The 16324-nt window shown below is 73.3% G+C and carries 13 protein-coding genes and 1 tRNA gene; 5 read left to right on the top strand and 9 right to left on the bottom strand.

Annotated features, from left to right (window positions below; all coding sequences use genetic code 11):
• Window positions 1-83: 83 nt before the first annotated feature.
• Window positions 84-1388 (top strand): DUF1479 domain-containing protein, encoded by a 1305-nt coding sequence (locus tag ACQZ2A_RS09595; RefSeq protein ID WP_430210074.1) that lies wholly within the window; start codon window positions 84-86, stop codon window positions 1386-1388.
• A 53-nt stretch (window positions 1389-1441) separates the two neighbouring features.
• Here the strand turns inward: ACQZ2A_RS09595 and ACQZ2A_RS09590 are convergent, their stop codons facing one another.
• Window positions 1442-2194 carry a sulfite exporter TauE/SafE family protein gene (locus tag ACQZ2A_RS09590; protein ID WP_430210071.1) on the bottom strand — a complete coding sequence of 251 codons (753 nt, stop codon included), beginning with the start codon at window positions 2192-2194 and terminating at the stop codon, window positions 1442-1444.
• A 64-nt stretch (window positions 2195-2258) separates the two neighbouring features.
• Here ACQZ2A_RS09590 and ACQZ2A_RS09585 point away from each other — a divergent pair, with 64 nt between their 5' ends.
• A complete protein-coding gene (locus ACQZ2A_RS09585) occupies window positions 2259-3299 on the top strand; it encodes a Gfo/Idh/MocA family protein (RefSeq protein WP_430210068.1) in 1041 nt (346 codons plus the stop codon).
• 29 nt (window positions 3300-3328) lie between these two features.
• Here ACQZ2A_RS09585 and ACQZ2A_RS09580 read toward each other — a convergent pair whose 3' ends face one another.
• The 4 genes from ACQZ2A_RS09580 to selD all read right to left on the bottom strand — a co-directional run bounded on the left by ACQZ2A_RS09580 (window position 3329) and on the right by selD (window position 7691).
• Window positions 3329-3826, bottom strand: coding sequence for a CAP domain-containing protein (locus tag ACQZ2A_RS09580; RefSeq protein WP_430210065.1), 498 nt, complete (start codon window positions 3824-3826; stop codon window positions 3329-3331).
• Window positions 3827-3993: 167 nt separating this feature from the next.
• Window positions 3994-5295 carry a fatty acid desaturase family protein gene (locus ACQZ2A_RS09575; protein WP_430210061.1) on the bottom strand — a complete coding sequence of 434 codons (1302 nt, stop codon included), beginning with the start codon at window positions 5293-5295 and terminating at the stop codon, window positions 3994-3996.
• A gap of 43 nt (window positions 5296-5338) precedes the next feature.
• Window positions 5339-6499 carry a ferredoxin reductase gene (locus ACQZ2A_RS09570; protein ID WP_430210058.1) on the bottom strand — a complete coding sequence of 387 codons (1161 nt, stop codon included), beginning with the start codon at window positions 6497-6499 and terminating at the stop codon, window positions 5339-5341.
• 172 nt (window positions 6500-6671) lie between these two features.
• Window positions 6672-7691: a selenide, water dikinase SelD gene (selD, locus tag ACQZ2A_RS09565; RefSeq protein WP_430210055.1), complete on the bottom strand. Its 1020-nt coding sequence runs from the start codon at window positions 7689-7691 to the stop codon at window positions 6672-6674.
• A gap of 140 nt (window positions 7692-7831) precedes the next feature.
• Here selD and ACQZ2A_RS09560 point away from each other — a divergent pair.
• The 3 genes from ACQZ2A_RS09560 (at window position 7832) to selB (ending at window position 11000) form a co-directional block, all read left to right on the top strand.
• Window positions 7832-7927 (top strand) — tRNA-Sec (locus ACQZ2A_RS09560).
• A gap of 27 nt (window positions 7928-7954) precedes the next feature.
• Window positions 7955-9247 carry an L-seryl-tRNA(Sec) selenium transferase gene (gene selA / locus ACQZ2A_RS09555; RefSeq protein ID WP_430210052.1) on the top strand — a complete coding sequence of 431 codons (1293 nt, stop codon included), beginning with the start codon at window positions 7955-7957 and terminating at the stop codon, window positions 9245-9247.
• A 1-nt stretch (window position 9248) separates the two neighbouring features.
• Window positions 9249-11000 carry a selenocysteine-specific translation elongation factor gene (selB, locus tag ACQZ2A_RS09550; RefSeq protein WP_430210049.1) on the top strand — a complete coding sequence of 584 codons (1752 nt, stop codon included), beginning with the start codon at window positions 9249-9251 and terminating at the stop codon, window positions 10998-11000.
• A 116-nt stretch (window positions 11001-11116) separates the two neighbouring features.
• Here the strand turns inward: selB and ACQZ2A_RS09545 are convergent, their stop codons facing one another.
• The 4 genes from ACQZ2A_RS09545 to ACQZ2A_RS09530 all read right to left on the bottom strand — a co-directional run bounded on the left by ACQZ2A_RS09545 (window position 11117) and on the right by ACQZ2A_RS09530 (window position 16277).
• Window positions 11117-12802, bottom strand: coding sequence for an ABC transporter ATP-binding protein (locus ACQZ2A_RS09545; RefSeq protein WP_430210046.1), 1686 nt, complete (start codon window positions 12800-12802; stop codon window positions 11117-11119).
• Window positions 12802-13800, bottom strand: a complete 999-nt coding sequence (locus tag ACQZ2A_RS09540; RefSeq protein WP_430210043.1) for an ABC transporter permease — start codon at window positions 13798-13800, stop codon at window positions 12802-12804. Before ACQZ2A_RS09540 ends, ACQZ2A_RS09545 begins: the two co-directional genes overlap by 1 nt.
• 1 nt (window position 13801) lies before the next feature.
• Window positions 13802-14968 (bottom strand): ABC transporter permease, encoded by a 1167-nt coding sequence (locus ACQZ2A_RS09535; protein ID WP_430210040.1) that lies wholly within the window; start codon window positions 14966-14968, stop codon window positions 13802-13804.
• A 220-nt stretch (window positions 14969-15188) separates the two neighbouring features.
• Window positions 15189-16277, bottom strand: coding sequence for a BMP family ABC transporter substrate-binding protein (locus tag ACQZ2A_RS09530; protein WP_430210037.1), 1089 nt, complete (start codon window positions 16275-16277; stop codon window positions 15189-15191).
• Window positions 16278-16324: the final 47 nt, after the last annotated feature.

Below are 16324 nucleotides of genomic sequence, written 5' to 3'. Positions count from 1 at the left end.
TAGTAAGGAGTCTTGCCCAAAAGCCATCGGGCGCGTAGTCTCTCCATTCAGTAAGGAGTCCTTTCTGAATGGAGAACACCCTGATGTCCGTCTCTGACGCCGCCCTCGCCGCCCCGGCCGACCTGCCGGCCCTACCGCACTGGGACGAGCCCCCGGCAGACCTCGAGGAGGCCGTGCGCGAGACGAAGGCCGCCATCCGGGCGCGGATCGCCGCGTCGGGGCGCTCGGTCGAGGAGGTCTTCGCCGTGGTCGAGGCCCGCGTGCGGTCCGCCGTCGAGGAGATCGAGGCGGCCACGGCGCGCGGCGAGGAGATCTGGCCGGTCGTCGACTACGCCGAGGTCGAGGCGGGCACGGTGTCCGCCGACCTCCTCGCCGCCCTGCGACGCCGCGGCTGCCTGGTCGTCCGGGGTCACTTCCCCCGCGAGCAGGCGCTGGCCTGGGACACGGACATCGTCGACTACGTCGAGGGCAACGGCTTCTTCGAGGACTACCGCGGCCCGGGCGACGACTTCTTCGGCAGCGTCGGCTCCAAGCCCGAGATCTACCCCGTCTACTGGTCGCCGGCCCAGATGGAGGCCCGCCAGAGCGAGCGGATGGCCACGGTGCAGCGCTTCCTCAACGCCCAGTGGACGCACGAGTCGGGCGGCACGACCTGGTTCGACCCCGACCGGGACTCCCTCTACCCCGACCGGATCCGCCGGCGCCCCCCGGGTGCGGACTCCGGTGGGCTCGGCACCCACCTCGACCCCGGGACCCTCGACCTGTGGATGACCGAGGACTACCAGCGGGCGTTCCGGCACCTGTTCGACGGCTCGGTCGAGGAGTACGACCCCTGGGACGCCGCCCACCGGACCGCCGGGCCGCAGTACCCCGGCTCCACGATGTGCTCGGCGTTCCGCACCTTCCAGGGCTGGACCGCCCTGTCGGACATGGACCACGACCAGGGCGTGCTGCACACCGTCCCGATCCCCGAGGCGATGGCCTACCTCATGCTGCGACCGCTGTTGGACGACGTGCCCCAGGGCGACATGTGCGGGGTGACCACCAACCAGGTCTTCCCCGCCACCCAGCAGTGGCACGAGCTCCTGCTGCGTGCGGTCAGCGGCATCCCCGACGTGCGTGCCGGTGACTCCGTGTGGTGGCACTGCGACATGATCCACGGCGTCGACCCGGTCACGGACCAGCGCGGGTGGGGCAACGTCATGTACATCCCCGCCGCCCCGTGGTGCCCCCGCAACGAGGTGTACGCGGCATCCGTCCGGGAGGCGTTCGCCACCGGCAACAGCCCGACGGACTTCCCGGCCGAGGACTACGAACGACTGTGGCCCAACCGGTTCCAGCCGGAACAGCTGAACCCCACCGGTCTGCGCGGCCTCGGGCTGGCCTGACGGCGCCGGCCTCCATCACCGCGGGGGGGGGGGGGCGGTGCTGGCCCGGGCGATCAGCCGAGGAGGAGGGCGCCGGCGGCCAGGGCCGAGGCGAGGAGCACGGCGACGTCGAACCCGCGCTGGCTGATCCGTCGCACGGTCGCGTAGCCGAGCAGCCCGCCGAGGAGGACGAGGGGCGCGAGCAGCCCGGCCCGGCCGGCGTCGCGCCAGTGCAGCAGCCCGAGCCCGATGGAGAAGGGTACCTTGACGAGGTTGACGATGAGGAAGAACCACGCGTTGGTGCCGACGAACCGGCGCTTGTCGATGCCCGAGGCCGACAGGTAGAGCGTCATGACCGCCCCGGCCGCGTTGGCCGTCATCGTCGCGAAGCCGGCGCCGGTGCCCGCCGCCCAGGCCGCCGCGCGCCGCTCGTGCAGGGTCGAGGACTCCTCGCCCGAGCGCCACTTCACCCAGAGCTGGAGCAGCACGAGGGCCAGGAGGATGCCGCCGATGCTCCGGCGCAGGACGGTGTCGTCGACCAGCCCGAGGAAGACCGAGCCGAGGACGAGGCCGGGGAGCACGGCCGGCAGCAGCCGCCGGACGATGGCCCAGTCGGCATCCCGCCGGTAGTGCCAGACCGCGACGAGGTCGCCGACGATGAGCACCGCGAGGATCGCGGCGGTGGACTGCCGAGCGGGGAGCACGGAGGCGAAGATAGCGACCGAGACCACGGCGAGCCCGCCGAGCGCGGTCTTGGAGAACCCGATGACCACCGCCGCCACCGCCATGAGCGACGCGGCGAGCAGGCTGCCCCCGAGGAGGTCCACGCCGACCTCCTGGCGGTCGAGACGGCTGGTGCAAATGTCAGGACATGACGATATCGTCCCGAGGGTGCCGCCGACCTCGTTGCCCACGCCCCGGACCCCGTCCTCCGCCGACGCGCCGCCGCTGCGGTGGGGTGTGCTCGGCACGGGCTGGATCGCCGACCGGTTCGTCGGCTCGCTCGGCCGACACACCACGCAGGTCCTCGCGGCGGTCGGCTCGCGCAGCCAGGGCTCCGCCGACGAGGCCGCGGCCCGGTGGGGTGCGGCTCGGGCCCACGGCTCGTACGAGGCGCTGGTGGCCGACCCCGGGGTCGACGTCGTCTACGTCGCCACGCCGCACAACCTCCACCTGCCGCACGCGCTGCTGGCGATCGCCGCGGGCAAGCACGTGCTCGTCGAGAAGCCGGTCGGCCTCGACGCGGACGAGGCCCGGGCCATCGGGGACGCGGCCGCCGCAGCCGGCGTCTTCTGCATGGAGGCGATGTGGAGCCTGTTCCTCCCGCGCTTCGACGTCGTCCTGCAGCTGCTCGCCGACGGCGTGCTCGGCGAGCCCACCTCGGTCGTGTGCGACATGGGGGAGTGGTTCGGGCCGGGGCACCGCATCCTGCGCGAGGACCTCGCGGGCGGGCCGCTGCTCGACCTCGGCACCTACCCGGTGACGCTGGCGACCTGGGCGCTCGGGACCCCCGAGAGCGTCGTCGCCGTCGCCACGCCGGCCCCGAACGGCATCAACGGCCAGCTCTCGATGGCGCTCGCGACGGCGTCCGGGGCCACCGCGGCGCTCCAGTGCTCGATCCTCGCCGACACCCCGACGACGGCGTGCATCGCCGGGCCGGAGGGGCGCATCGAGCTGCACCGGCAGTTCTACCGGCCGGGGCCGTTCACGCTGTACCCGCGCGCGGGCCAGGCCCTGCACTGGGACGAGCCCCGCGTCGACCACGACGGCCTGCACTTCGAGGCCGCCGAGGTGGCGCGGCGCATCACGGCCGGCGAGACCGGCTCACCGCTGCGGCCGTGGGCCGACACCGTGGCCACCCTCGCGGTGATGGACCGGGTGCGTGCGGCGACCGGCCTCGACTTCGCGGCCGCGCTCGCCGCCCGCGGCTGAACCACGCCGCCGGCGGACGGCGCGGGAGGTCAGCGGGTGCCGAAGTCCTGGGTCCAGTAGATGTAGTAGGCGTTCGTGCCCCCGCGCGAGACACCGACACCGACGGCCTTGTTGGCGCAGTTGAGGATGTTCTTGCGGTGGCCCGTGCTCTTCATCCAGGCCGAGACGACGGCCGAGGCGGTGCGCTGGCCCGCGGCGATGTTCTCGGCGGAGCCGTACTGGTAGCCCTGCGCCCTGATGCGCGTCCAGGGGCTGCGACCGTCCTTGGAGGTGTGGCTGAAGTAGTTCTTCGCGCGCATGTCCTGGCTGTGGAGGGTCGCGGCGCGCTGGAGCCTGGCGTCGACCCGCAGGGCCTTGCAGCCGACCTTCGCGCGCTGGATGTTGACGAGGCGGGTGACCTCGGCCTGCATCTGGGGGACCGTGGCGGCGCTGGCCGGCTGGGCGGCGGCCAGGCCGAGGGGTGCCAGCAGGGCGGTGCACGCGGCGGCGCGCACGAGGGTGGGACGCAGGGGGTGGGTGCGGTTCACGGCGGTACTCCGGGGGTCGGGGACAGAGGGTCCGGGGCGCCGACACGGTAACCCCGGGGACGGGGGCAGCGCACACCGCTTCGCACCGGCGGGGGCCGAACGGGGGATGTCGACCGCCCCCGGCCGTGGGGGCCGGGGGCGGTCGTGGGGTGGTGCGGGGTGGCGCGTCAGCCGCGGAGGGCGCGCTTCTTCTTCCGCCAGGCCTTGGTCAGCTCGAGCCTGACGATGTCGCGGCGCCGGCGGCCCTCGACCTTGTTCGGCAGCGAGAGCTCGACGACCTTCCAGTACACCGAGCCGACCTGGCGGGGCAGGCTGCCGGTGACGTACGGCAGGTCGTGGCGCTCCATGAGGTCGCGGATGCGGGGGGCGATCTGCGCGTACCGGTTGCTGGGCATGTCCGGGAACAGGTGGTGCTCGATCTGGTGGCTGAGGTTGCCCGTCATGACGTGCATCGCCTTGGACCCCGAGATGTTGCCGGAGCCGAGCATCTGGCGCAGGTACCACTCGCCGCGGGTCTCGCCCTCGATCGAGGTCTTCTCGAAGGTCGCGATGCCCTTGGGGAAGTGGCCGCAGATGATGACGGTGTTCGTCCAGACGTTGCGGACGAGGTTGGCGACGATGTTGGCCGTCAGCGTGGTCCGGGCCGAGCCGGTCGGCACCGAGAGCGCCGGGTGGACGAGGTAGTCCTTGGTCGCCTGGCGCTTGATCTTCTGGAGGACCTCGTCGCGGTCGGCGCGGAACTTGGCCTTGTCCTCCTCGCTCATCCGGTGCTTCTTCGCGAGGTAGCCGCCGAGCTCGAGGTCGTAGGCCGCGATGGAGTACTCGAAGAGGAGCGCGTTGCCGACGTGCCAGATCGGCTGGAAGAGGAAGAACGGGCTCCACTTCTGGTCCTCGTCGACGCGCAGGATGCCGTAGCCGAGGTCGTTGTCGCGCCCGAGCACGTTGGTGAACGTGTGGTGGATCTCGTTGTGGCTGTGCTTCCACTGGCTCGCCGGGGAGGCGTTGTCCCACTCCCACGCGGTGGAGTGGATCTTCGGGTCACGCATCCAGTCCCACTGGCCGTGCATGACGTTGTGGCCGATCTCCATGTTCTCGAGGATCTTGGCGACCGACAGGCCGGCGGTGCCGATCCACCACGCGGGGCGGAAGCCCTTGACCTTGACGTTGCTGAAGAGCAGCGCTGCGCGAGAACCCATCTCGAGGTAGCGCTGGACCTTGATGACCTTGCGGATGTAGGCCGCGTCCTTGGCCCCGCGGGAGTCCATGACCTCCTTGCGGAGGGCGTCGAGCTCGACACCGATGCCCTCGATCTGCTCGGGGGAGAGGTGCGCGGCCGGGTTGGGGCGCCCGGACTTCTTCAGGGCGGGGCGCTGCGGGCGCGGGCTGTCGCTCTGCACGCGCAGGCGGGTGTTGATGCCCTGCGGCTTCGTGGAGCCGTGGGCGGGGGTGCGCTCGGGGGCGAGGGTCATGCTGTCGTCCTTCCGTGGGGTGTGCGGGAGGTGGTCGGTGGGGTCAGAGGTTGAGCTCGCAGGAGCCCGCGACGGCGTTGACGCAGGTCTGGACAGGCAGCGGCTCGTCGGACTCGTGGACGGTGACCTCGCCGGTGCGCAGGTCCCGGATGGCGCCGGCGCGCATCGGCACGACGCAGCCGAAGCAGATGCCCATCCGGCAGCCGCTCGGCATGAGGACGCCGGCGTCCTCACCGGCGTCGAGGATGGCGGTGGCGCCGTCGGCCTCGACGACCCGGCTGCTGCGGGCGAAGGTGACGGTGCCGCCCTCGCCCGGCTCGACGACGCTGGGGCGGAAGCGCTCGACGTGCAGCCGCTCGGGGACGCCGGCGTCGGCCCAGTGCTGCTCGGCGGCGTCGAGGAGGGCCGTCGGGCCACAGAGCCAGGTCTCGCGCTCGCGCCAGTCGGGGACGAGGGTGTCGAGGCGGGCGAGGTCGAGGACGCCGTGGACGTCGTCGAGGTTGAGGGAGAGGGCGAGCCGGCCGGCGTCGTGGTGCCCGGCGAGCTCCGCGGAGAAGATGACGTCGCGCTCGCTCGGGGCGCAGTGCACGTGGGCGACGTCGGCGAGCTCGGGGAGGTGGTTGCGCAGCATCCCCATGACCGGCGTGATGCCGCTGCCGGCGGTGAGGAAGAGGACCTTGGCCGGGGCGGGGGTCGGCAGGGTGAAGTCGCCGGTGGCCTGGTCGAGCATCACGAGCGTGCCCGGGGCGGTGCGGCGCACGAGGTGGTTCGACACCTTGCCCTCGGGGATCGCCTTGGTGGTGATGGCGACGCAGCCGGCGGGGATGCCCGCGGCCGGCGAGCCGTCGGCGCGGTGGGTGAGGCTGTAGGCCCGCCAGTGCCGGACGCCGTCGATGTCGACGCCGATCCGGATGTACTGGCCGGGGACGTGCCCGCGCCAGCCGCGGCCGGGGCGGATGACGACGGTGGCGGCGTCGGCGGTCTCGGGGCGGACCTCGACGATGCGCCCGCGCAGGTCGGCGCCGGCGCGCATCGGGTCGAGGAGGTCGAGGTAGTCGTCGGGGACGAGGGGAGTGGCGAGGGCCTCGGCCACCTTGCGGGCTCCACGCACCAGGCCGCCGAGCGGTCCGGGGGCGTGGGCGCCGAGGCGCGGCCGGGAGGCCCCCGGGGCGGGGGTCGGACGGTCGACGGTGGGTGCGCTCACTACGCCAGCGTAACCTACGTTTGCGTAACCTACGACTCCGTAACCAAGGATTCCCTCAGGCGCCGGGTCCGGCCACGCGAGCCGGTTCGCCGTCCTCGAGCCGCCTGCAGGGGGCTCGACGGCCGGATGCCGGCTCGGCTGCGGGCTCCCGGCGGGGTCGCGGTGGCGCCGGTCAGACCGGGCGCGGGGTCCGGCCACGGAGGACGACGAGGGCGCCGTCCTCGCGGCGCGGCACCACCTCACCGATGACCGGGGCGCCGGGCACCTCGCCGCCCAGCAGCAGGCCGCCGGAGGTCTGGGCGTCGGCCAGCAGGAGCAGCGCGTCCTCGCCGGCCTCGCCGGGGTCGAGGTCGGGGCGCACCCAGTCGAGGGTGCGGCGTGACCCACCGGGGACGTACCCCTCGCCGAGTGACGCGACGGCCGCCGCCAGGACCGGCACGGCGTCGACGTCGAGCGCCGCGGTGGTGCCGGAGGCGCGCATCATCGTCGCGAGGTGGCCGAGGAGGCCGAAGCCGGTGACGTCGGTGGCCGCCCGGATGCCGGCCGCGAGGGCGGCGCGCGAGGCGTCGCGGTTGGGGCTCGTCATCACCTCGACGGCCTCGGGGAAGGCCTCGCCGGTGGCCTTGTGGCGGTTGTTGAGGACACCGAGGCCGAGCGGCTTGGTGAGCGAGAGGGCGGTGCCCGGGGCGGCCGCGTCGTTGCGCAGCAACCGGTCGGGGTCGGCGAGGCCGGTGACGGCCAGGCCGTAGACGGGTTCGGGGCCGTCGATGCTGTGGCCGCCGGCGAGCGGGACGCCGACCTCCGCGCAGGCCCGGGCACCGCCGCGCAGGGCCTCGGTGAGCAGCTCCATCGGCAGGCTGGTGCGGGGCCAGGTGACGAGGTTGACCGCCACGAGAGGCTCACCGCCCATCGCCCAGACGTCGGACATCGCGTTGGTGGCCGCGATCCGTCCCCAGTCGTGGGGGTCGTCGACGACGGGGGTGAAGAAGTCGACCGTCGAGACGACGGCCCGGCCGCCGTCGAGGCGGACCACGGCGGCGTCGTCCCCCGTGTCGGCGCCGACGACGAGGGCGTCCGACCCCGGCAGGTCGACCCCGGCCAGGAGGGCGCGCAGCTCGCCGGGTGGGATCTTGCACGCGCAGCCGCCCCCGGAGGCGGTCTGTGTGAGGCGCGCGGTCAGCCGGGGAGCCATGCCGCCGAACCTACGCGTCCGCCCACCCGCGGTCGACCGACGAGGACATGCCGCGAGACACGGACCGCCGGCGGCATGTCCTCGTCGTTCGACGGGAGGGAGGGGTGGTGGCGCCGTGGCCATCGGCTAGGTTCGGGACCGGAGGTGTCTGGGCTCCTGGTGGTCCCCGCGGTCTTCAACACCGACGAGCCCGAGTCGCTCGGGCTGGCGGGTTCGATTCCCGTCCACCTCCGCCAGACGTCCGGCCGGCGTGAGGAGCAGGGTTGTCCGACACCGACGCCCGGGCCGCGCTGCCCCGCACCGACGCCCTCCTGGCCGACCCCGACGTCCTCGCGGCCGGCGCCGGCCGGGCGCCGGAGGCGCTGCGGCGGGCGGTGCGCTCCGTGCTCGGACGGGCCCGGGCCGGAGACCTGCCCGTGGCGGAGGTGCGGGCCGCCCTGCTCGCCGAGCTCGCCGCCCCGGCCTCGTCGTTCTCCCCGGTCCTCAACGCGACCGGCGTCGTCGTGCACACCAACCTCGGCAGGGCGCCGCTGTCGGCGGCGGCCGTGGCGGCGCTCGTCGGCGCCGCCGGGCACACGGACGTCGAGCTCGACCTCACGACCGGCCGTCGCGGGCGGCGGGGGGCCTCCGTACTCCAGGCCCTCCTCGAGGCCGTGCCGGCGGCGGAGGCGGCGCTGGTCGTCAACAACGCCGCGGCCGCCCTCCTCCTCGCGAGCACGGCGCTCGCGGGCGGACGCGAGGTGCTCGTCAGCCGGGGCGAGATGGTCGAGATCGGGGACGGCTTCCGGCTCCCTCCCCTCGTGGAGTCCGGGGGCGCGCGCATCCGCGAGGTGGGGATGACCAACCGCACCTCGCTGCGCGACTACGAGGAGGCGCTCGGCCCGGCCACCGGGGCCATCCTCAAGGTGCACCCGAGCAACTACCGCGTCACCGGGTTCACGAGCAGCGTCGGCGTCCGCGAGCTCGCCGCGCTCCCCGTGCCGCTCATCGTCGACGTGGGTTCCGGTCTGCTGCAGCCCGACAGGCTCCTGCCTGACGAGATGGATGCCGCCTCGACCCTCGCCGACGGCGCCGACCTCGTGCTCTTCAGCGGGGACAAGCTCCTCGGGGGCCCGCAGGCCGGCATCGTCCTGGGCCGCGCCGAGGTCGTGGAGCGGCTCCGGCGCCACCCGATGGCCCGGGCCATGCGGGTCGACAAGCTGACCCTCGCCGCCCTCGAGGCGACGCTCCGCGGCCCGGTACCGCCGGTGCCGGCCAGCCTGCACCTCGACCCCGCCGAGCACGAACGCCGCACGGCCGGGCTGTGCGACGCGGTCGGGACCGGCGAGGTCGTGCCGTGCGTGGGGCGGGTCGGCGGCGGGGGCGGGCCCGGCGTCGAACTGCCCGGTGTGGCCCTGGCCGTGCCCGAGGTCGTCGCCGGGAGGCTCCGGCTCGGTCGTCCGCCGGTGCTGGCGCGGGTCGAGGGCGGGCGCTGCCTGGTCGACCTGCGGTGTGTCGCACCGGAGGACGATGCGGTGCTGGCCGCGGCACTGCGGGCGGCCCTGGCCGGGGCCTGACGTGCTCATCGTCGCCACGGCGGGCCACGTCGACCACGGCAAGTCCGCACTCGTGCGGTCGCTCACCGGGACCGAGCCGGACCGCCTGGCCGAGGAGCGCCGGCGCGGCCTGTCCATCGAGCTCGGGCACGTGTGGACGACGCTGCCGTCCGGGCGGCGCCTCGCGGTGGTCGACGTCCCGGGCCACGCCGACTACGTCCGGACGATGCTCGCCGGCGTCGTCCCGCTGCGGACGGTGCTGCTGGTCGTCGCCGCCGACGAGGGCTGGTCGGCCCAGACCGCCGAGCACGTCGCGGCGCTCGACGCCCTCGGCACCCGGCACGGCCTGGTCGTCGTCACCAAGCGCGACATCGCCGACCCGGCACCCGTCGCCGCCGACGTCACCGACCGCCTGCGCGGGACGAGCCTGGTCGGGCTACCGGTGGTCGCCGTCTCGGCCCGCACCGGCGACGGGATGGACGCGCTCGTCGCCCGGCTCGACGCGCTGGAGGTCCCGGACGACCCGGAGGCGCGGGCCCGGCTCTGGGTCGACCGCGTGTTCTCCGTGCGCGGGTCCGGGACCGTGGTGACCGGGACGCTGGCCTCCGGCCGGCTGGCGACCGGTGATGCCGTGCTCGTCGGCGGACGGCCCGGGCGGGTCCGCCGGCTGGAGTCGCTCGGCTCGGTGGTCGAGGAGGCGGTGGCCCCGGCGCGGGTGGCGGTCAACCTGCGCGACCTGGAGGTGGGCGATCTGCGCCGCGGCGAGGCGCTGGTCCGTCCCGGCGACTGGTGGGCGACCCGGCTCGTCGACGTCGCGACCGACCGCGAGCTCGACCCGCCGACCCACGCCGTCGTCCACGTCGGCTCCGCGGCGGTGCCGGCACGCGTCCGCCCGCTCGGGCCGCGGCTGCTGCGCCTCTCGCTCGAGCGCGAGCTGCCGCTCTCGGTCGGCGATCCCGCGGTGCTGCGCGACCCCGGGCTGCGCCGTGTTCTCGGGGGCGTGCGCGTCCTCGACCCCGACCCGCCCGCGCTCCGGGGGCGCGGGGCGGGGCTCCGTCGCGCGGCCGCCCTCGCCGACGACCCGACCGGCCTCGCGGGGGCGGTGCGGCGCCGGGGCGTCCTCTCCGTCGACCACGCCCGACGACTGGGGCTCGTCGGCACGGGGGACGGTCCGCCGTCCGGCGCACAGGACCCGGTGCTCCGGGTGGCGGGCCACCTGGTGGACCCCGACCTCCTCGACCATCTGGCGACCGACCTGCGCCACGAGGCGGAGCGTGCCCAGCGGCTCGAGCCGGCCTCCGGGGCAACGTCCCTCGCGGCCGCCGCGCGTGAGCACGGCGTCCCGATGCCGGTCCTCGCCGAGGCCGCCGCCCGCGCCGGGCTCGAGGTCGCCGGCGGCCGGGTCTCGCTCGCGCCCACCGCCGACCTCGGCCCCCACGAGGACGGCGTCCGCGCGCTCGAGCAGCGGCTGGCCGCCGACCCCTACGACGCCCCCACCCGGCCGGAGCTCGAGGCGCTCGGCATCGACGACCGGGTCCTGGCGGCGGCCGTGCGGGCCGGACGCCTCGACCGCCCCGGGCCGGATGTCGTGCTCCTCCCGGGCGCGCTCGCCGACGCGCAGGCGCTCCTGGTCGACCTCCCCGCACCCTGGACGCTCGGCGAGGCGCGCGCCGCCCTCGGCACCTCGCGCCGGGTGGCGCTCGCGGTGTGCGCCGACCTGGACCGGCGCCGCGTCACGCGTCAGCTGCCCGACGGCCGCCGCGAGCCCCGCTGACTCCCCACGACCCGACCCCGCCGCGCCCCCACCGATTTGCCCGAAAGCCACCTCCGAGAGCCGTTTCCGGGCCCTCCGAGGTGGCTTCTGGGCAATGAGTCCGAGCTAGAGGCGGGTCAGTGGTCGCCCGCCATGAGCCGGCCGATCTCGGTGCGGTCGGCGTCCTTGCCGTCCATCTCGGCCACCACGGCTCCACCGTGCACGACGGCGATGCGGTCCGAGAGGGACAGGATCTCGTCGAGCTCGGCCGAGACGAGCAAGACCGCGGCGCCCTCGTCACGAGCCTCGACGATCCGCCGGTGGATGAACTCGATCGAGCCGACGTCGACGCCACGGGTGGGCTGGGCGGCCATGAGCAGCTTGGGCTTGAAGGCCATCTCGCGGGCGACGACGACCTTCTGCTTGTTGCCGCCCGACAGCGAGCCGGCCGACTGCATGACGCCCGAGGACCGGATGTCGAACTCGTCCCGCAGCTTCTCGGCGTTCTCGCGGATCGCGTCGAACTGGCGCACACCGGACTTCGCGTACGGGGGCTGGTCGAACTCGTTGAGGACGAGGTTGTCGGCGATGGAGTACGCCCCGACGAGCCCGTGCTTCTCACGGTCCTCGGGGACGTGGCCGATCCCTGCGTGGTGCGTCTGGTGCGGGTTCGCCTTCGTGAGGTCGAGCGACCCGAGGGTCATCCGGCCCGACACGACCTTGCGCATGCCGGCGAGGGCCTCGACGAGCTCGCGCTGGCCGTTGCCCTCGACACCGGCGACGCCCACGATCTCGCCCGCGCGCACGGTGAGCGAGAAGCCGTTGACCGCCCGCAGGCCGCGGTCGTCGAGGACGTTGAGGTCCGCGACCTCGAGCACGGTCTCGCCGGGGGCTGCGGCGGCCTTGTCGATGGACAGGACGACGTCGCGGCCGACCATCATCGTCGCGAGTCCCTTGGCGTCGGTGTCCTTCGTGGCCACCTCGCCGACGACCGCGCCCTGGCGCAGCACGTAGACGCGGTCGGCGACGGCGAGGACCTCGCGCAGCTTGTGCGTGATGAAGACGATCGAGGTGCCGGAGTTGGCGAGCTCCTTCATCACCGCGAGCAGCTCGTCGGTCTCCTGCGGCGTGAGCACGGCGGTCGGCTCGTCGAGGATGAGAAGGTCGACCTTGCGCGAGAGCGCCTTGAGGATCTCGACGCGCTGCTGGGTGCCGACCGGGAGGTCCTCGACCTCGGTGTCGGGGTCCACGGCCAGCCCGTGCTTGGCCGACAGCTCGCGGACCATCGCCCGCGCGGCCTCGAGGTCGAGCACACCGGCACCGCGGGTGGTCTCGTGCCCGAGCACCATGTTCTCGGCGACGGTCATGACCGGCACCAGCTGGAAGTGCTGGTGCACCATCCCGATGCCCCGGGCGATGGCGTCGCGAGGGTCCTTGATGGCGGTGGCGTCACCCTTGATGGCGACGGTGCCGGAGTCCGGCGTGATGAGGCCGAAGATCTGGTTGACGAGGGTCGACTTCCCGGCGCCGTTCTCCCCGAGCAGCGCCACGATCTCGCCGCGGCGGACCTGCAGTGAGATGTCGCGGTTGGCCCGCACCGGCCCGAAGGACTTGGACAGACCCTCGATGTCGAGGAGGACCTCGCCGACGTTGCCCTCGCCGAAGCCGGACTGCTCGGGAGGCAGCGCGAGGATGTCCTCGTTGGTCACGACCGCGGCGAGGTGCTCCTCGCTCGTGTCGAGGTGGGACTCGACGGCCGCCTGGGTGTCGGTGTGGACGTCGGGGACCTGGGGGGACCCGGGGGTCTCGGGCGTCTGGCTCATCACTGGTCCTTCTTGACGTAGGGCTGTCCTGCGGCGGCCGGACCTCGGACCCGGCCGGCGGCGACGGCGAGGACGACGAGCGTCGCCACGTACGGGAGGGTGCCGGTCAGCTGCGGCGGGACGTCGAACCCGCCGGTCTGCTGCAGCTGGGAGGCGACGGCGTTGATGAAGCCGAAGAACAGCGCCATGACCAGCGCCCGCAGCGGCCGCCACGCGCCCATGATCATGATCGCGAGGGCCAGGAAGCCGCGGCCGGCGGTGATGCCCCGCTCGAAGGAGGCCGAGGCGTCCATCGAGAGGTAGAGGCCGGCCAGCCCGGCGAGCGAACCCGCGAGCGTGACGTTGACCAGGCGCAGCCGCTCGACGTTGATGCCGGCGGTGTCGGCGGCCGACGGGTACTCGCCGACCGCGCGGGTGCGCAGGCCCCAGCGGGTGTGGAAGAGGGCGAGGTGGACCGCGACGGCCGCGATGATCGCGATGAGCGCGATGGCGCTGCGGCCGCTGAAGAACGTCTCGCCGATGAGCGGGATGTCCTTGAGCAGCGGCACGTCGAGGTTGGGGATGACACCCGGGAGGATCTCGCCGGACTTGAGGTAGAAGGACGTGATGCCCGTGGCGATGATGTTGAGGACGACACCGGCGATGATCTGGTCCATCCGCCAGCGCACCGTGGTCCACGCGAGGAAGCCACCGGCGATGAGGCCGGTGCCGACGCCCGCGAGGACGCCGACGAGCATCGAGCCGCTGTACGCGGCGCCGAAGAACCCGGCGAACGCGGCGAGCAGCATCTGGCCCTCGATGCCGATGTTGACGACGCCCGAGCGCTCGCCGATGACGCCGACGAGGGCGGCGAGGACGAGCGGGATGGCGTAGCCCCACGCCGATCCGTACATCGACGGGGCGATGTCGTGCTTGGCGTAGTAGAAGACGTACGCGGCCACGAGGACGACGGCCGCGATGAGCAGGGTGGAGCGGTTCTTGGCGACCCAGGTGGTCATGTCAGTTCCCCCAGCTCGTGGAGGCCACGCTCACCTTGTCGGCACGGCTGCGGAACAGCCACTTGCCGAGCACGGGGATCGAGACCATGAGGAGGATCGTCGCGAGGAGGACGTCGACGATCTCGGGCGTGATGCCGCTCGGCAGCGCGGGGCTCTGCGTGGCGAACTGCAGGCCGGCGGCCCCGGTGCGCAGCATCCCGACGAGGAAGGCCGCGGGGATGGTGGCCAGCGGGTTGGCCCGGGCGAGCAGCGCGATGGTGATGCCGTCGAACCCGAGCGTGCCGACGATGGCCGGCTCGAAGCGGTGCAGCGTGCCCTCGGCCTCGAGGGCCCCGCCGAGCCCGGCCAGGCCGGCGCCGAGGGCCATGGCGAGGACGGTGATCGTGGAGATCGAGATGCCCGCGTAGCCGGCCGCGCTCTTGTTGGCGCCGACGGTGTTGAACTTGAAGCCGAGGGTGGTGCGCGAGAGCATCCACCAGCAGGCCACCGCGAGGACGACGGCGATGACGAACCCGATCGGCACGCCGCCGACGGCGCCGAGCTGGGCGGCCTCGGGGATCTCCTCGGTCTGCGGGATGCCGCTGGTCTTGGAGGACTCGGCCTGCAGCGGCCCGACGACGAGCCAGAACGTGACGCCCGCGACGATGTAGTTGAGCATGATCGTCGAGATGACCTCGTGGACGCCGCGCCAGGTCTTGAGGACACCGACGAGGACGCCGACGAGCGCGCCGCAGACGAGGCCGACGACCATGCCGAGCACGGCGCCGAGGATGCCGGAGCCGCCGGTGACGTAGGCCACCCAGGCACCGAAGATCGCGCCGGTCGCGAACTGGCCCTGGCCGCCGATGTTGAACAGGCCGAGGCGCAGCGGGAGCACGACGGCGAGCCCGGTGAGCACGAGCGGGGCGGTCTTCTGCAGGGTTCGGGTGAAGGACCCGTCGACGAAGAGGGCCTCGCGCACGAGCGTCTCGTACGCGTAGGGGGCGTTGACCCCCTGCGACAGGATGATCGCCCAGCCGATCGCCAGCGAGATGAGGAGGGCGACGATGATCGTCACGCCGCTCTGGTGGCCGATGAGGTAGGCGAGCAGGCCTCCGCGGTCGCGGGGCTCGCGGGGCTCGGGCTCCGCGGGCGGCGACGGCTGCGCTGCCGTGCTGGTCTCGGACATGGGTCTCCAATGGCTCGGGCTCGGGTGCCCACAGTCTGGCCTGCGGCCCGCGTGGGCGGAAGTGCGGGGGTGCCCGATCGTGGCCGCTGGCATCGGCACGTTCTGCCAGTCCGCCGGGCCCGGGCTGCGGGCGGGGGACGTGCGAAGGGGCGGGCATCCGGTGGATGCCCGCCCCCTCGTCGCACGAGTGGTCACACGAGGTGACCGCGAAGCGCCTGCGTCAGAGGGTCACGCCGGTCTTCAGCGTGCCGGCCTCCATCTGCTTGACGATGTCGGCGACCTTGGTCTTGACCTCGTCCGGGATCTTGCTGTCGAAGTCGTGGTAGTCCGACAGGCCGGCCTGGCCGAGGGTCTGCAGACCCTCGAAGGCGCCGTCCTTGGCCGTCGTGATCGTGTCGGTCACGCCCTTGGTGATGAGCTTCTCCGCGGAGGTGACGAGGCACGGCTGGGCGGCCGGGACGGTGTCCCACTGGTCGGTGTCGACACCGATGCAGAAGGTGCTGGTGCCCGCACCGGAGGACTTGGCGACCTCCTGGAGGGCACCGTTGCCGGTGTTGCCACCGGCGCCGAAGATGACGTCGGCCTTCTGCGCGAGCATCTTGCGGGCCTCACCCGCGCCCCACACCGGGTCGTTGAAGGCGTTGTCGCCGGCGGGGTGGTAGACGGTCGAGACCTTGACCGAGGGGTTGGCGGCCTTGGCGCCCGCCTCGAAGCCCTTGGCGTACTTCTGGACCGGCGGGATCTCGAGGCCGAGGACCTGGCCGAGCTGGTTGGTCTTGGTCATCAGGCCCGCGAGGTAGCCGGCGCCGTAGCCCGCCTGGTCCTCGGGGAAGACCAGCCCGGTGATGTTCTTCTCGGTCACCTTGGTGGCGTCGTAGCCCTGGTCGACACCGATGAACTTGGTGTCGGGGCTGCCCTTGGCGGCCGCGGCGGTGGCGTCGGTCATGAGGAAGCCGACGGTGACGACCACGTCGTACTTCTTGTTCGTGAACTGGGCCATGTTGGCCGCGTAGTCCTTGGCGTCCTGGGTCTCGATGTACTTGTAGTAGCCCTTGAGCTCCGCGGCCGCGGCCTTCGCGCCCTCGTGCGCCGACTGGTTGAACGACTTGTCGTCGACCTTGCCGGTGTCGGTGACCAGGCCGATGCAGAAGACGGCGGCGTCCGCGCACTTCGAGTCGTCGGTCGGGGCGCCGGCGGCGGCCGAGCCGGTGTCGGTGCTGCCACCGGAGTTGCCGGTGCTGCCGCCACAGCCCGCGAGGGCCAGGGCGAGCGCCGCGGGGACCGCGACGAGGTAACGCGAAGACTTCATGGAGGATCTCCTCGGGAGGACGGGTCAGACGAGCAGATGCTACGGCC

The organism is Phycicoccus avicenniae, from assembly GCF_050496545.1.
Taxonomy (GTDB): Bacteria; Actinomycetota; Actinomycetes; order Actinomycetales; family Dermatophilaceae; genus Phycicoccus; species Phycicoccus avicenniae_A.
Note: the sequence above shows the minus strand (reverse complement) of the source record. Positions and strands in the feature narration are given on the sequence as shown.

Bases quoted from the DNA above. Each gene is read 5' to 3' on its own strand.
- ACQZ2A_RS09530 (WP_430210037.1), bottom strand. From the start codon at position 16,277: ATGAAGTCTTCGCGTTACCTCGTCGCGGTCCCCGCGGCGCTCGCCCTG.
- ACQZ2A_RS09595 (WP_430210074.1), top strand. From the start codon at position 84: ATGTCCGTCTCTGACGCCGCCCTCGCCGCCCCGGCCGACCTGCCGGCC.
- ACQZ2A_RS09535 (WP_430210040.1), bottom strand. From the start codon at position 14,968: ATGTCCGAGACCAGCACGGCAGCGCAGCCGTCGCCGCCCGCGGAGCCC.
- ACQZ2A_RS09575 (WP_430210061.1), bottom strand. From the start codon at position 5,295: ATGACCCTCGCCCCCGAGCGCACCCCCGCCCACGGCTCCACGAAGCCG.
- ACQZ2A_RS09540 (WP_430210043.1), bottom strand. From the start codon at position 13,800: ATGACCACCTGGGTCGCCAAGAACCGCTCCACCCTGCTCATCGCGGCC.
- ACQZ2A_RS09545 (WP_430210046.1), bottom strand. From the start codon at position 12,802: ATGAGCCAGACGCCCGAGACCCCCGGGTCCCCCCAGGTCCCCGACGTC.
- selD (WP_430210055.1), bottom strand. From the start codon at position 7,691: ATGGCTCCCCGGCTGACCGCGCGCCTCACACAGACCGCCTCCGGGGGC.